Source organism: Streptomyces sp. NPDC046985 (assembly GCF_040644415.1).
Classification (GTDB): domain Bacteria; phylum Actinomycetota; class Actinomycetes; order Streptomycetales; family Streptomycetaceae; genus Streptomyces.
Map to the genome: position 1 here is coordinate 123,471 of NZ_JBEYWK010000001.1, position 14,412 is coordinate 137,882.

General features: G+C 71.7%; 12 protein-coding genes. 7 read left to right on the forward strand and 5 right to left on the reverse strand.

Annotation, left to right across the window (positions count from 1 at the left end):
- Positions 1-155 precede the first annotated feature (155 nt).
- The 4 genes from ABZ861_RS00545 to ABZ861_RS00560 all read left to right on the forward strand — a co-directional run bounded on the left by ABZ861_RS00545 (position 156) and on the right by ABZ861_RS00560 (position 6,553).
- Positions 156-4,046, forward strand: coding sequence for a multifunctional oxoglutarate decarboxylase/oxoglutarate dehydrogenase thiamine pyrophosphate-binding subunit/dihydrolipoyllysine-residue succinyltransferase subunit (locus ABZ861_RS00545; RefSeq protein WP_361621292.1), 3,891 nt, complete (start codon positions 156-158; stop codon positions 4,044-4,046).
- A gap of 112 nt (positions 4,047-4,158) precedes the next feature.
- The gene (locus ABZ861_RS00550; RefSeq protein WP_361621295.1) at positions 4,159-4,332 is read left to right on the forward strand and encodes a DUF6104 family protein; all 174 of its coding nucleotides are present in this window, start codon (positions 4,159-4,161) and stop codon (positions 4,330-4,332) included.
- A gap of 264 nt (positions 4,333-4,596) precedes the next feature.
- Positions 4,597-5,505: a DUF4097 family beta strand repeat-containing protein gene (locus tag ABZ861_RS00555; protein WP_361621298.1), complete on the forward strand. Its 909-nt coding sequence runs from the start codon at positions 4,597-4,599 to the stop codon at positions 5,503-5,505.
- Position 5,506: 1 nt separating this feature from the next.
- Positions 5,507-6,553, forward strand: coding sequence for a helix-turn-helix transcriptional regulator (locus ABZ861_RS00560; RefSeq protein ID WP_361621301.1), 1,047 nt, complete (start codon positions 5,507-5,509; stop codon positions 6,551-6,553).
- 117 nt (positions 6,554-6,670) lie between these two features.
- Here the strand turns inward: ABZ861_RS00560 and ABZ861_RS00565 are convergent, their stop codons facing one another.
- From ABZ861_RS00565 to ABZ861_RS00580, 4 genes are all read right to left on the reverse strand, one after another.
- Entirely contained in the window at positions 6,671-7,231 is a 561-nt protein-coding gene (locus ABZ861_RS00565; RefSeq protein ID WP_361621304.1) for a Clp protease N-terminal domain-containing protein, read from the reverse strand.
- Positions 7,231-7,440 carry an HTH domain-containing protein gene (locus tag ABZ861_RS00570; RefSeq protein WP_040248424.1) on the reverse strand — a complete coding sequence of 70 codons (210 nt, stop codon included), beginning with the start codon at positions 7,438-7,440 and terminating at the stop codon, positions 7,231-7,233. Before ABZ861_RS00570 ends, ABZ861_RS00565 begins: the two co-directional genes overlap by 1 nt.
- Positions 7,441-7,512: 72 nt before the next feature.
- Complete coding sequence (locus ABZ861_RS00575; protein WP_361621307.1) at positions 7,513-8,478, reverse strand: zinc-binding dehydrogenase; 966 nt, start codon at positions 8,476-8,478, stop codon at positions 7,513-7,515.
- 504 nt (positions 8,479-8,982) lie between these two features.
- Positions 8,983-10,206, reverse strand: coding sequence for an NADP-dependent malic enzyme (locus tag ABZ861_RS00580; protein WP_361621310.1), 1,224 nt, complete (start codon positions 10,204-10,206; stop codon positions 8,983-8,985).
- Between the two features lie 556 nt (positions 10,207-10,762).
- Between ABZ861_RS00580 and ABZ861_RS00585 the strand changes: the two genes are divergently transcribed.
- The 3 genes from ABZ861_RS00585 to ABZ861_RS00595 are packed head-to-tail and all read left to right on the forward strand — an operon-like array spanning position 10,763 to position 13,506.
- The gene (locus ABZ861_RS00585; RefSeq protein ID WP_361621313.1) at positions 10,763-11,734 is read left to right on the forward strand and encodes an ABC transporter substrate-binding protein; all 972 of its coding nucleotides are present in this window, start codon (positions 10,763-10,765) and stop codon (positions 11,732-11,734) included.
- A 33-nt stretch (positions 11,735-11,767) separates the two neighbouring features.
- Positions 11,768-12,703, forward strand: a complete 936-nt coding sequence (locus ABZ861_RS00590; RefSeq protein ID WP_361621316.1) for an amino acid ABC transporter permease — start codon at positions 11,768-11,770, stop codon at positions 12,701-12,703.
- A gap of 50 nt (positions 12,704-12,753) precedes the next feature.
- The gene (locus tag ABZ861_RS00595; protein WP_361622399.1) at positions 12,754-13,506 is read left to right on the forward strand and encodes an amino acid ABC transporter ATP-binding protein; all 753 of its coding nucleotides are present in this window, start codon (positions 12,754-12,756) and stop codon (positions 13,504-13,506) included.
- A 71-nt stretch (positions 13,507-13,577) separates the two neighbouring features.
- Here the strand turns inward: ABZ861_RS00595 and ABZ861_RS00600 are convergent, their stop codons facing one another.
- Positions 13,578-14,354 (reverse strand): class I SAM-dependent methyltransferase, encoded by a 777-nt coding sequence (locus tag ABZ861_RS00600; RefSeq protein ID WP_361622402.1) that lies wholly within the window; start codon positions 14,352-14,354, stop codon positions 13,578-13,580.
- Positions 14,355-14,412 lie beyond the last annotated feature (58 nt).

A 14,412-nucleotide genomic window follows, 5' to 3' on the forward strand; every position in this document is an offset into this window, starting at 1 on the left:
ACGCTTGTTTCCCGCCATTTCAAGCCCCGAAACACAGCTTTCCATGTGACTTACGCGACGATGAACGGACCCGACCTGACCTTCGCGGTCTTGGAGGCGTAGCCTTGATTCCCGCTGTCCATCACCTTGTGAAGCGGAAGAGGGCGGTTGCCGCCGTGTCGCCACAGTCCCCCAGTAACTCGAGCATCTCCACCGACGACCAGGCCGGGAAGAACCCCGCCGCCGCGTTCGGTGCCAACGAGTGGCTCGTCGACGAGATCTATCAGCAGTACCTCCAGGACCCGAACTCCGTAGACCGCGCCTGGTGGGACTTCTTCGCCGACTACAAGCCGGGGGCAGCCGCGGCCGCCTCCTCGGCCCCGTCGGGTGCTGCGGCCGCGGGGGCCGCAGGAACCGCCGCGACGTCCCAGCAGGCGCCCGCCGCCCCGGCCCGGCCCGCGCAGCAGGCCCTGGCCGCCGCCCAGCCCGCCGCCGCACCGGCCGCCCCGGCGCAGCCCGCCGCCGCTCCGGCGCAGGCCGCAGCCGCTCCGGCGCAGCCCGCCGCGAAGGCGCAGCCCGCCGCCGCTCCGGCCCAGCCCGCCGCGAAGGCCCAGCCCGCGCAGGCCCCGGCGCCCGCGAAGCCCGCCGCCGCGCCCGCGAAGCCGGCCGCGAAGGCCCAGCCGGCCGCCGAGGCGCCCGCGGGTCCCGAGATGGTGACGCTGCGCGGTCCGTCCGCCGCGGTCGCCAAGAACATGAACGCCTCCCTGGAGCTGCCCACGGCCACGTCCGTGCGCGCGGTCCCGGTGAAGCTGCTGTTCGACAACCGCATCGTCATCAACAACCACCTCAAGCGGGCGCGCGGCGGGAAGATCTCCTTCACGCACCTCATCGGCTACGCCATGGTCCAGGCGATCAAGGCCATGCCGGCGATGAACCACTCCTTCGCTCAGAAGGACGGCAAGCCCACCCTGGTCAAGCCGGACCACGTCAACCTGGGCCTGGCCATCGACCTGGTGAAGCCCAACGGCGACCGCCAGCTCGTCGTCGCGGCGATCAAGAAGTCCGAGACGCTGAACTTCTTCGAGTTCTGGCAGGCCTACGAGGACATCGTCCGCCGCGCCCGCGAGGGCAAGCTGACGATGGACGACTTCTCCGGCGTCACCGTCTCCCTCACCAACCCCGGCGGCCTGGGCACCGTGCACTCGGTGCCGCGCCTGATGCCCGGCCAGTCGGTGATCATGGGCGTCGGCTCCATGGACTACCCGGCGGAGTTCCAGGGCACCTCCCAGGACACCCTGAACAAGCTCGGCGTCTCCAAGGTCATGACGCTCACGTCGACCTACGACCACCGGGTGATCCAGGGCGCCGCCTCCGGCGAGTTCCTGCGCCAGGTCGCCAACCTGCTGCTCGGCGAGAACGGCTTCTACGACGAGATCTTCGAGGCGCTGCGCATCCCCTACGAGCCGGTCCGCTGGCTGAGGGACATCGACGCCAGCCACGACGACGACGTCACCAAGGCCGCCCGCGTCTTCGAGCTGATCCACTCCTACCGGGTCCGCGGCCACGTCATGGCCGACACCGACCCGCTGGAGTACCAGCAGCGCAAGCACCCCGACCTGGACGTCACCGAGCACGGGCTCACCCTGTGGGACCTGGAGCGCGAGTTCGCCGTCGGCGGCTTCGCCGGCAAGTCGATGATGAAGCTGCGCGACATCCTCGGCGTGCTGCGCGACTCGTACTGCCGCACGGTCGGCATCGAGTTCATGCACATCCAGGACCCCAAGCAGCGCAAGTGGATCCAGGACCGCGTGGAGCGCCCGCACTCCAAGCCCGAGCGCGAGGAGCAGCTCCGCATCCTGCGCCGGCTGAACGCGGCGGAGGCGTTCGAGACCTTCCTCCAGACCAAGTACGTCGGCCAGAAGCGCTTCTCCCTGGAGGGCGGCGAGTCCGTCATCCCGCTGCTCGACGCGGTCATCGACTCCGCGGCCGAGTCCCGCCTGGACGAGGTCGTCGTCGGCATGGCCCACCGCGGCCGGCTGAACGTGCTGGCCAACATCGTCGGCAAGTCCTACGCGCAGATCTTCCGCGAGTTCGAGGGCAACCTCGACCCGAAGTCGATGCACGGCTCCGGCGACGTGAAGTACCACCTGGGCGCCCAGGGCACCTTCACCGGCCTGGACGGCGAGCAGATCAACGTCTCGCTGGTCGCCAACCCCTCCCACCTGGAGGCCGTCGACCCGGTCCTGGAGGGCGTCGCCCGCGCCAAGCAGGACATCATCAACAAGGGCGGCACGGACTTCACCGTCCTGCCGGTGGCGATCCACGGCGACGCGGCCTTCGCGGGCCAGGGCGTGGTGGCCGAGACCCTGAACATGTCGCAGCTCCGCGGCTACCGCACCGGCGGCTCGGTGCACATCGTCATCAACAACCAGGTCGGCTTCACCGCCGCCCCGGAGTCCTCGCGCTCCTCGATGTACGCCACCGACGTAGCCCGCATGATCGAGGCCCCGATCTTCCACGTGAACGGCGACGACCCCGAGGCCGTCGTCCGGGTCGCGCGGCTGGCGTTCGAGTTCCGCCAGGCGTTCAACAAGGACGTGGTGATCGACCTCATCTGCTACCGCCGTCGCGGTCACAACGAGTCGGACAACCCGGCCTTCACCCAGCCGCTGATGTACGACCTGATCGACAAGAAGCGCTCGGTGCGCAAGCTCTACACCGAGTCGCTGATCGGCCGGGGCGACATCACGCTGGAAGAGGCCGAGCAGGCGCTCCAGGACTACCAGGGCCAGCTCGAGAAGGTCTTCACCGAGGTCCGCGAGGCCACCTCGCAGCCCGCCGCCGGCGACTCCGAGGAGCCGCTGGACGGCTTCCCGGTGCCGGTCCCGTCGGCCGTGTCCGCCGAGGTCGTCAAGCGGATCGCCGAGTCCCAGGTCAACGTGCCGGACCACATCACCGTCCACCCGCGCCTGCTGCCGCAGCTCCAGCGCCGGGCGGCCATGGTGGAGGACGGCACGATCGACTGGGGCATGGGCGAGACCCTGGCCATCGGCTCGCTGCTGCTGGAGGGCGTCCCGGTCCGGCTGTCCGGCCAGGACTCCCGCCGCGGCACCTTCGGCCAGCGGCACGCGGTGATCATCGACCGCGAGACGGGCGAGGACTTCACCCCGCTGCTGTACCTGTCCGAGGACCAGGCCCGGTACAACGTCTACGACTCGCTGCTGTCCGAGTACGCGGCCATGGGCTTCGAGTACGGCTACTCGCTGGCCCGGCCCGAGGCGCTCGTGATGTGGGAGGCGCAGTTCGGCGACTTCGTCAACGGCGCCCAGACCGTCCTGGACGAGTTCGTCTCCTCCGCCGAGCAGAAGTGGGGCCAGACCTCCGGCGTCACCCTGCTGCTCCCGCACGGCTACGAGGGCCAGGGCCCGGACCACTCCTCGGCCCGCCCGGAGCGGTTCCTCCAGCTCTGCGCGCAGAACAACATGACGGTCGCCATGCCGACCCTGCCGTCGAACTACTTCCACCTCCTGCGGTGGCAGGTGCACAACCCGCACCACAAGCCGCTGGTCGTCTTCACCCCGAAGTCGATGCTGCGCCTGAAGGCCGCGGCCTCGAAGGCGGAGGAGTTCACCACGGGCCAGTTCCGCCCGGTCATCGGCGACGAGTCGGTCGACCCGAACGCGGTGCGCAAGGTCGTCTTCTGCGCGGGCAAGGTCTACTACGACCTGGACGCCGAGCGGAAGAGGCGCGGCGCCACGGACACGGCGATCATCCGCATCGAGCGGCTGTACCCGCTGCCCGGCGCCGAGCTTCAGGCGGAGATCAAGAAGTACCCGAACGCCGAGAAGTACCTCTGGACCCAGGAGGAGCCGGCGAACCAGGGCGCCTGGCCGTTCATCGCGCTCAACCTGATCGACCACCTGGACCTGGCGGTCGGCGCGGACGTGCCGCACGGCGAGCGCCTGCGCCGCATCTCCCGTCCGCACAGCTCGTCCCCGGCCGTGGGCTCCGCCAAGCGGCACCAGGCCGAGCAGGAGCAGCTCGCGCGCGAGGTGTTCGAGGCGTAAGCGGCGTCCCAGGCGTCGTCGGCGCGTTGTCGGCGCCTGTCACCGGCGGCCGGGCCGCATCCCCAGTACGGGGGTGCGGCCCGGCCGTCTGTGCGCACTTATCCTTGACCTCATGTACTTCACTGACCGGGGCATCGAAGAGCTGGAGAAGCGGCGGGGCGAGGAGGAGGTCACCTTCGAGTGGCTGGCCGAGCAGCTTCGCGCGTTCGTCGATCTCAATCCGGACTTCGAGGTGCCGGTGGAGCGGCTGGCGACGTGGCTGGCGCGGCTGGACGACGAGGACTAGCCGAGGACCAGCCGAGGACAGGACCAGCCGCGGACTGAGAGCACGACGTGTAGCCGGCACACGGCGAGCAGGCCGAGGCCGATGAGGGGCGCCCCGCGGGGCGCCCTTTCGCGTTGGCTCTTGACTTTCCGTATCCGCGATATATCGTGTGTGACAGAGAACGCGATAGTGCGTGTCCTGACGCTCTCCGGTCGTGCCCCGCCACGTTCCGCACCGCACCGCCGCCTTCAGCCCCGTTCAGCCCCGTACGAGGAGGTACGCACCATGTCCGAGTGGTCCGTGGGCGAGCCCAGCAAGCTCACCTTCGACGAGCCCGTGACCGAGCTTCACGTCCGCGTGGTCAACGGAACGGTGAACGTCGTAGGCACCGACGAGAGTTCCGCTCGCCTGGAGGTCTCCGCCCTCACGGGTCCGCCCCTGGTGGTCAGCCAGCGCGGCGGGGTGCTGACGGTGGCCTACGAGGACCTGCCCTGGAAGGGCTTCCTCACCTGGCTCGACCGCAAGACCTGGCGGCGCAGCGCCGACATCTCCCTGGCCGTCCCGGCGAGCGCGCGCGTCGAGGTCGGCGTGATCGGCGCCGCCGCGATGGTCTCCGGGATGGACGGGCACACGGACGTCAAGGGCGTCCATGGGGACGCCACTCTGGTGGGCGTCACCGGCCCGGTCCGCGCGGACACCGTGTCGGGGAGCGTGGAGGTGCAGGCCCTCTCCGGGGATCTGCGGTTCCACTCGGTCTCCGGCGACCTGACGGTGGTGGAGGGCGCCGGCGCCTCGGTGCGGGCGGACTCGGTCAGCGGGTCGATGATCGTCGACCTGGATCCCGCGGGCCGCGCCACGGACGTGAGCCTGACCAACGTCTCGGGTGAGATCGCCATCCGTCTGCCCCACCCGGCGGACACGGAGGTGGAGGCCAACACCGCGAGCGGCTCGGTGTCCAGCGCCTTCGAGGATCTGCGGGTGAGCGGGCAGTGGGGCGCCAAGCGCATCACCGGCCGCCTCGGCACGGGCCACGGCAAGCTGAAGGCCACGACGGTCTCCGGCTCCATCGCCCTGCTGCGCCGCCCGCCCGCGGAGGACGCGGCCTGGGACGCCGGCTCCGCCGCCGGCCCCACCGGACCCGAAGGCCCCGCCGACGGCACGACCGACGGCACGACCGGCAAGAAGGTGCTCTGACATGCCCCCCGTCTTCGCCCATGGCCGCCTGCGCCTGTATCTGCTCAAGCTGCTCGACGAGGCCCCGCGCCACGGCTACGAGGTGATCCGCCTGCTGGAGGAGCGCTTCCAGGGGCTGTACGCGCCCTCGGCGGGCACCGTCTACCCCCGCCTCGCCAAGCTGGAGGCCGAGGGCCTGGTCACGCACACCACCGAGGGCGGCCGCAAGGTGTACGCCATCACGGACGCGGGCCGCGCCGAGTTGGCCGACCGCAGCGGTGAACTGGCCGATCTGGAGCTGGAGATCCGCGAGTCGGTCGCCGAACTGGCCGCCGAGATCCGGGCCGACGTGCGCGGCGCCGCGGGCGATCTGCGGCGCGAGATGCGCGCGGCCGCCTCCGAGGCCCGGCAGGGCTCCGGCCGCGCCGCCGCGGACGGGGCCGACGACAAGGAAGCGTGGCGCACCGCCAAGGAGGAGATGCGCCGGGTCAAGCAGGAGTGGAAGGAGCAGGCCCGGCGGGCGAAGGACGAGAGCCGCCGCGCCCGCGAGGAGGCGCAGCGGGCCCGGCGCCAGGCCCGGGAGGCGCAGGACCGGGTGCGGACGCAGGCGCAGGAGGAGTTCCAGCGCATCGCCCGGCACGTGCAGGACCAGGTGCAGGACCACTTCGCGCACGGCGACTGGCCCACGGGGGTGCGCGAGGGCCTCACCCAACTGGCCAAGGAGTTCGGCGAGTTCGGCAAGGACTTCGGGAAGGATCTGGGCGGCAACCTCGGCTTCGGCCGTCCGGCGGGCGGCACGGACACCGTGGGCGGGACGGAGGCCGCGGGCGCGCGGTACACGTTCTCCCCGGGGGACTTCCCGGCGGAGTACGAACCGGCCTGGTCGCACGAGGACTCCACTGGCGACCCCGCACGCGACCTGGACCGGCTGCTGGACCGCTTCCGGGACGACATCCGCGACGCGGCCCGCGACCACGGGGTGAGCGCGGACCAGGTACACGACGCCCGCGGCCACCTGTCAGCGGCAGCGGCCCGGATCGCCGCGGTACTGCGCAGCCCGACACCCTGACGCGCCGCGGCGGGCGAGCGCGCCCCGGATCCCGGCCGCCGCTCGACGCCGGGCGTGGCCCGGACCCCGAGGCGGCGTATCGGATGCCCGGCGGCGGAGCCCGGCGGCCGGAGCCTGTCAGCCGGCCGCTCGCGTGTCGCCGTGGAGGACGCGGGTCAGGGCGGCGTGCGTGACGCCGTGGTCGGCCAGGATCTCGGCGGGCAGGCCGGGGCGGGCGGTCAGCGCGAGGAGGATGTGCTCGTCGCCGATGTGCCGGTCGTGGAGGGACACCGCCGCGCGCAGGGCGCCTTCCAGGGTCTCCTTGGCGCCGCGGCCGAAGGCGCGGCGGCCGGTCCACCAGCCCTTGCCCGGCCGGTCGCCGGACATCGCCCCGACGCCGTGCGCCTCCTCCACCCGCGAGACGATCTCCGAGACGTCGATGCCGAGGCCGGCGAGCGCGTCGGTCTCGGCCCGAGACAGCCCGGCCCGGCGCCGCGCCGCGCGCAGCTCGCCGCGGACCGCGTCTTTGTGCCGGTCGAGCCCGAGCGCCGCCAGCGCGAAGGACGCGCGGCTCGCTTCCCGGTCGAGCAGGGCGAGCAGCAGGTGCTCGGCGTCCACGACGCGCGCGCCCGAGTCCTCGGCGTGGCCGACCGCCCCCCGGACGACGGACCGGGCGTCCTGCGTGAATCGTTCGAACATCACTGCCTCCCGTACTTCTTGTGCACAGCCTGCCTGCTGACGCCGAGTTCGGCGGCGATCTCCTGCCAGGACCAGCCCTGGTTGCGTGCGCTGCGCACCTGCACCGCTTCAAGTTGTTCGAGCAGTCGGCGCAGCGCGGCCACGGCGCGCAGCCCGATCCGCGGGTCGCGGTCGCCCGCGCGCTCGGCGAGGTCCGTCGCTTCGGTCATGACGTCAACTTACATTGACAGGGCCGGTCACGTCAACTCGGGTTGACAGTGGCAGGTCAGGGGCAGCGGCGCTCAGGAGGCGGTGAGCACGATCTTGCCGAACTGGTCGCCCGACTCCAGGCGTTCGAAGCCCTCGCGGGCCCGGTCGAGGGGCAGCACCTCGTCGATGACCGGGCGGACGCCGGTGGCGGCGCAGAAGGAGAGCAGGTCCTCCAGTTCGTCCTTGGTTCCCATGGTCGAGCCGACCACCTTCAGCTCCAGGAAGAAGATCCGGGTCAGTTCGGCGTGCGAGGGCCGGTCGCCGCTGGTGGCGCCGGAGATGACGAGCGTGCCGCCGGGGCGCAGCGACTTCACCGAGTGCGACCAGGTGGCCGCGCCGACCGTCTCGATCACGGCGTCCACCCGCTGCGGCAGCCGCGCGCCCGCCTCCAGGGCCTCCACCGCGCCGAGTTCCACGGCCCGCTTGCGCCGCGCCTCGTCCCGGCTGGTAGCGAAGACCCGTAGCCCCGCCGCCTTGCCGAGCACGATGGCGGCCGTGGCGACGCCGCCGCCGGCCCCCTGGACGAGGACGGAGTCCCCCGGGCGCACCCCGGCGTTGGTGAAGAGCATGCGGTAGGCGGTGAGCCAGGCCGTGGGAAGGCAGGCGGCCTCCTCGAAGGACAGCCCCTCGGGCTTGGGCAGGACGTTCCAGGTCGGTACGGCCACCTGCTCGGCGAAGGTCCCCGGGTAGCGCTCGGTCAGGATGGAGCGGGGCTCGAAGGGCCCGACCCCGTGGCCGCTCTGTCCGATGACGGAGTGCAGGACGACCTCGTTGCCGTCCTCGTCGACGCCTGCGGCGTCGCAGCCGAGGATCATCGGCAGCCTGTCCTCGGACAGGCCGACGCCCTTGAGCGACCAGAGGTCGTGGTGGTTCAGGGAGGCGGCTTTGACGTCGACGGTGCTCCAGCCGGGGCGGGCCTCGGGGGCGGGACGCTCCCCCGACTCCAGGCCGTTCAGCGGCCGGTCGCGGTCGATTCGGGCGGCGTAGACAGCGAACATGACCTTGACGATAGGGGCGCTCCCACGCTCACGGAACCAGCGACCCCTGTGACACACACCCTCTTGCCAAGCCGCCCGCACCAGACCCGCGCTCCCGGACAACGGGCCCAGGCCCCCCGCCCCCTGCCAAGCCGCCCGCCGGACTCGCGCACCGCCCGGCGCCGAATCGCACCGGCATGCGCCAGGACCCCACCCGCCCGGGGGTGGGGCCCTGCCGCTCACGTCCGCGTGCGACGGCCCGGGGAACCGGCACCGCCCCCAGCGGGCCCGGCCTCGCCCCCAGCGACCCGGGAGTCCGGCACCGCCCGCAGTGGACCGCTCAGCCCGCCCGGCGCCGCCCCTGACGGCCCCGGCACGCCGAAGGGCCCCACCCGGCCGAGCAGACCCCACCAGGCCGGCAGGCCCCGCGCCGCCTGGCAGGCCCCGCCCCGCCGGGCACCCCCCCCCATGCGGCAGGACCCCACCCGCCCAGGTGGGGCCCTGCCGTTCACGTCCGCGTGCGCGTCAGCGCCGGGCCACGCCCTCCGCGCGGGCGGCCGCCGCGACCGCCGCCGTCACCGCGGGGGCGACCCGCTCGTCGAACGGTGACGGGATGACGTAGTCCGCGGCCAGGTCGTCCCCGACGACCCCGGCCAGCGCCTCGGCCGCCGCGATCTTCATTCCCTCGGTGATCCGCGACGCCCGCACCTGGAGCGCGCCGGCGAAGATGCCGGGGAACGCCAGGACGTTGTTGATCTGGTTGGGGTAGTCCGAGCGGCCGGTGGCCACCACCGCCGCGTACTTGTGCGCGACCTCCGGATGCACCTCGGGGTTCGGGTTGGCCATGGCGAAGACGAAGGCGCCCTCGGCCATCGCCGCCACCGCCGACTCCGCGACCGTGCCGCCGGAGACGCCGATGAAGACGTCGGCGCCGGCCAGCGCGTCCTCCAGGGACCCGCTCAGCCCCGCCTTGTTGGTGAACTCGGCCAGCTCGCGCTTGACCGGCGTCAGGTCGGCCCGGCCGGAGGACACGACGCCCTTGCGGTCGGCCACCGCGACGTCCCCGATGCCGGCCTCGACGAGCATCTTGGCGATGGCGACGCCCGCCGCCCCCGCGCCGGAGATGACGGCGCGCAGCTCGCCGATCCCCCGCCCGCTCAGCCGCGCCGCGTTGCGCAGCGCCGCCAGCGTCACCACGGCGGTGCCGTGCTGGTCGTCGTGGAAGACCGGGATGTCCAGCCGCTCTTGGAGCTTGCGCTCGATCTCGAAGCACCGCGGCGCCGAGATGTCCTCCAGGTTCACGCCGCCGAAGGACGGCGCCAGGCGCACCACGGTCTCGACGATCTCGTCGGCGTCGGTGCAGTCGAGGGCGATCGGCACCGCGTCCACGCCGCCGAACTGCTTGAACAGGATCGCCTTGCCCTCCATCACCGGAAGGGAGGCGTGGGGTCCGATGTCCCCGAGGCCGAGCACGGCCGTCCCGTCGGTCACGACGGCGACCACGGACGACTTCCACGTGTACTCGTTGACCAGGTCCGGCTGCTCGGCGATGGCGGTGCACACCCGCGCGACGCCGGGCGTGTACGCCAGGGACAGGTCGTCCTTGTCACGGACCGGCACGGTGGCCTGCACTGCCATCTTGCCGCCACGGTGCAGCGCGAACGCCGGATCGAAGGAGTCGAGCGGCTCTGCCCCGCCGTCCCGGTCCGTGCCGCCGTCGCTGCGAGGATTGACGATCTCCGCTGCCACTTGGTTTTACCCCTTAATCGTTCATGGTGAGAGGGTGGCCACTCCTGGTGAGGGGTGGGCGGGACCGCGTGCGACCCCATGAGCGATGCGTTCGGGCCGTACGCGACGGGCGCGCCGCACACGCGCCCTGAAGCCCCGGATGAGGGGTGTAAAGAACCTTCTTACCGGACGAACGGGGCCGACGACGAGTCCATACCGCCAAGGTCACATGACAGGGCGCCGACACCTGGCGCGATATGGGGACAAGTCCCGGCCGACGGCTCGACGGGGCCGCGCATTCACCCGTACGCCATGACCCGGTCGGCCGCACGGCGGGAGGAAGCCGGAGATCCTCCGGCGGAGAAGGCGCCCGCGAGAGCACGTGAGACGGCGCGGCGCCGACAGGCCGAACGGCAGCGGCTCACAGGCCGCCCGTTATCCGATTTTGACATCGCAGGTCCCCTGAACGGACCTGCCCGAATGGCAAGATGCGTCAACCACACGGGGTCGCGACACCCGAGGGTGTGCACGCGCCGACCCCATCGGCAGCTCCACCGATCCGCCGGAGGAACCCACCATGACCGCAGGCTCCACCCGCCGCACCACCGCCGCGCACACCCGTCTGGCCGCGGTCGGCGCCATCGCGGTCGCGGGCGCGCTGCTGCTCACCGGCTGCGGTGACCAGACCACGGACAAGAAGACGTCCTCCGCGGGCGCGTCGTCCGGCGGCGCGTCCACCGGCGCCCCGCTCGCCGGCAAGCTGCCGGCGTCCGTCCGCGACAAGGGCGTCGTCAAGGTCGGCTCCGACATCGCGTACGCGCCGGTCGAGTTCAAGGACGGCTCGGGCAAGGTCGTCGGTCTGGACCCCGACGTCGCCGCCGCCCTCGGCAAGCAGCTCGGCGTCACCTTCGAGTTCCAGAACGGCACCTTCGACGCGCTGCTCACCGGCATCCGCTCCAACCGCTACGACATCGCCATGTCCGCGATGACCGACAACAAGAGCCGTCAGCAGGGCGTCGACCCGACCACGGGCAAAAAGGTCGGCGAGGGCGTCGACTTCGTCGACTACCTGACCGCGGGCGTCTCCATCTACACCCGCAAGGGGGACACCGGCGGCATCGCCTCCTGGTCCGACCTGTGCGGCAAGAAGATCGCCCTGGAGCGCGGCACCGTCTCGGAGGACCTCGCCAAGAGCGAGACGAAGAAGTGTCCGAGCGGCAAGAAGATCACCATCGAGGCGTTCGACGACGACCAGCAGGCCCAGACCCGGCTGCGCTCGGGCGGCGCGGACGCGGCCTCCTCGGACTTCCCGGTCGCCGCGTACGCGGTGAAGACCTCCGGCGGCGGCAAGGACTTCCAGGTGGTCGGCGACCAGGTCGAGGCCGCCCCGTACGGCATCGCCGTCGGCAAGAGCAGCACCCAGCTCCGCGACGCGCTCCAGGCCGCGATGAACGCGATCATCAAGAACGGCGAGTACCAGAAGATCCTCCAGAAGTGGGGCGCCCAGGACGGCGCCGTCAAGGAGTCCGTCGTCAACGGCGGCAAGTGACCGCGCCCGAGCGGCCGCTGAAAGGCTTCACCCGTGAGTGCTGACATAGACACGACGGCGGGTCCCGAGGACGCGCCCCCGGCCCGGCCCGAGACCGTCAAGGCGATCCCGGTCCGGCACTACGGGCGGTACGCGACCGCCCTCGTCGCCATCGCCGTCCTCGTCGCGATCGTCTACGCGTTCGGCCAGGGAAAGATCAACTGGCATGCCGTCCCCGACTACTTCTTCGACCACCGGATCGTCACCGGCGTCGGCAAGACCCTGCTGCTGACCGTCCTGTCGATGCTCATCGGCATCGCCGGGGGCATCGTCCTGGCGGTGATGCGCCTGTCGAAGAACCCGGTGACCTCGGCCATCGCCTGGTTCTACATCTGGTTCTTCCGCGGCACCCCGGTCCTGGTCCAGCTCTTCCTCTGGTTCAACCTGGGCCTGGTCTTCGAGTACGTCGACCTGATGCCGTTCTACAAGGACTACTGGTCGAACTTCATGACGCCGCTGCTGACGGCGCTGCTCGGCCTGGGCCTGAACGAGGCGGCCTACATGGCGGAGATCTGCCGCGCCGGGCTGCTCGCCGTCGACGAGGGCCAGACCGAGGCCGCCCACGCGCTGGGCATGAGCCACGGCAGGACGCTGCGCCGGATCGTCATCCCGCAGGCGATGCGGGTGATCGTGCCGCCGACCGGCAACGAGGTCATCAACATGCTGAAGACGACCTCCCTGGTGGCGGCCGTCCAGTACCCGGAGCTGTTCCGCTACGCCCAGGACATCGGCCAGGTCTCCGGCGCCCCGGTGGAGATGTACTTCCTCGCCGCCGCCTGGTACCTGATCATGACCTCCGTGCTGAGCGTGGGCCAGTACTACATCGAGCGGTACTACGCCCGCGGCTCCAGCCGCAGCCTGCCGCCGACGCCGTGGCAGAACGTCAGGGCGCATCTGACGTCCTTCTCCAGCAGGAAGGCCGCGGCATGACCGAGGAGCTACCCCAGCAGGAGGGCGCCGCGGACGGCGCCGCCGCCGCGATGGTCAGGGCCGAGGGCGTGCACAAGTCCTTCGGTCAGGTCGAGGTGCTCAAGGGCATCGACCTGGAGGTCAGACCGGGCGAGGTGTTCTGCCTCATCGGCCCCTCCGGCTCCGGCAAGTCCACCTTCCTGCGCTGCATCAACCACCTGGAGAAGATCAACGCGGGCCGGCTGTACGTCGACGGCGACCTCGTCGGCTACCGCCAGCAGGGCGACCGGCTCCACGAGCTGCGCGACCGCGAGGTCGCCCTGAAGCGCCGGGACATCGGCATGGTCTTCCAGCGCTTCAACCTGTTCCCGCACATGACCGCGCTGGAGAACGTCGTCGAGGCGCCGGTGCAGGTCAAGGGCATGGCCAAGGGCGAGGCGCGGGAGCGGGCGATGCGGCTTCTGGAGCGCGTGGGCCTGGCCGACCGGGCCGGGTACTACCCCTCGCAGCTCTCCGGCGGCCAGCAGCAGCGGGTGGCCATCGCCCGTGCGCTGGCCATGGACCCGAAGCTGATGCTGTTCGACGAGCCGACCTCGGCGCTGGACCCGGAGCTGGTGGGCGACGTCCTCGACGTCATGCGCGACCTCGCCGAGTCCGGCATGACGATGGTCGTGGTCACCCACGAGATGGGCTTCGCCCGCGAGGTCGGCGACAGCCTGGTCTTCATGGACGACGGCGTGGTGGTCGAGTCGGGCCGTCCGCGGGACGTGCTGACCGACCCGCAGCACGAGCGCACGCGCTCGTTCCTGTCCAAGGTGCTGTAGCCGCTCACGCGCGGGGGCGGTGCGCGGACCGTTTCGGGTCCGCGCACCGCCCCTCGGCGCGGCGGCCCGCGTCACCTCACCGCGAGCAGCAGCGTGTCCGACGGCGAGCACCACACCGGCCGCGCCTCGGCGAAGCCCTTCTCGCGCAGCGTGCGCGCGTGCCAGGCGGCCGACGGCATGTCCCCGTCGGCGTGCTCGCCGTAGATCTCGAACCGGCGGGCCGTGGGCCCGGCCAGCGCCGGGTCCTCGGCGGCCAGCCGCCACCACTGGGCCCAGTCCAGGACGCCGTCCCGCTTGGACTGCTCCATCCGGGCGTGCCGCTGGGCGTGTTCGGCCGCGTTGATCCTGGGGGTGGTCTCGTCGGGCATGTGGTCCGCGTTCATGAAGACACCGCCGTCGCGGACCAGTTCCGCGACCTGGCCGTAGAGGGCCGCGAGGGGGTCGGCGTGCAGCCAGTGCAGGGCCGTGGCGGTCAGCACGGCGTCGTAGGAGTCGTACGGCAGCTTCGCCGGCCAGGCGGGGTCTTTGAGGTCGGCGGTCACGAAGGCCGCGCGCTCGTCGCCCTCGAAGGCGCCGCGCGCGATGGCGAGGAGCGCCGGATCGAGGTCGACGCCGGTGCTGGTCGCGCCGGGGAAGCGGTCGAGCAGGCGCGCGGTGATACTGCCGGTGCCGCAGGCCAGGTCGAGGACGCGCGGCGCCGTGCCTGCCAGCGCCTCGACCATGTCGAGCATGATGCGGAAACGGTCCTCGCGGTCGGGCATGTACCACTCCTGCTGGCGGTCCCAGCTCTCCTGCCACGTCCGCCAGTCCGCGCCCGCCGCGGTGGCGTCCGTGCGCGTGCGCGTCATCCTCGTGTGCGTCATCGCTGACTCCCCTGAGCCCCGTCGCGTAATACCCTGAAAGCGC

Excerpts from the sequence above, each read along its gene's own strand:
- ABZ861_RS00550 (WP_361621295.1), top strand. The coding sequence starts at position 4,159 with ATGTACTTCACTGACCGGGGCATCGAAGAGCTGGAGAAGCGGCGGGGC.
- ABZ861_RS00555 (WP_361621298.1), top strand. The coding sequence starts at position 4,597 with ATGTCCGAGTGGTCCGTGGGCGAGCCCAGCAAGCTCACCTTCGACGAG.
- ABZ861_RS00560 (WP_361621301.1), top strand. The coding sequence starts at position 5,507 with ATGCCCCCCGTCTTCGCCCATGGCCGCCTGCGCCTGTATCTGCTCAAG.
- ABZ861_RS00565 (WP_361621304.1), bottom strand. The coding sequence starts at position 7,231 with ATGTTCGAACGATTCACGCAGGACGCCCGGTCCGTCGTCCGGGGGGCG.
- ABZ861_RS00570 (WP_040248424.1), bottom strand. The coding sequence starts at position 7,440 with ATGACCGAAGCGACGGACCTCGCCGAGCGCGCGGGCGACCGCGACCCG.
- ABZ861_RS00575 (WP_361621307.1), bottom strand. The coding sequence starts at position 8,478 with ATGTTCGCTGTCTACGCCGCCCGAATCGACCGCGACCGGCCGCTGAAC.
- ABZ861_RS00585 (WP_361621313.1), top strand. The coding sequence starts at position 10,763 with ATGACCGCAGGCTCCACCCGCCGCACCACCGCCGCGCACACCCGTCTG.
- ABZ861_RS00595 (WP_361622399.1), top strand. The coding sequence starts at position 12,754 with ATGGTCAGGGCCGAGGGCGTGCACAAGTCCTTCGGTCAGGTCGAGGTG.
- ABZ861_RS00600 (WP_361622402.1), bottom strand. The coding sequence starts at position 14,354 with ATGACGCGCACGCGCACGGACGCCACCGCGGCGGGCGCGGACTGGCGG.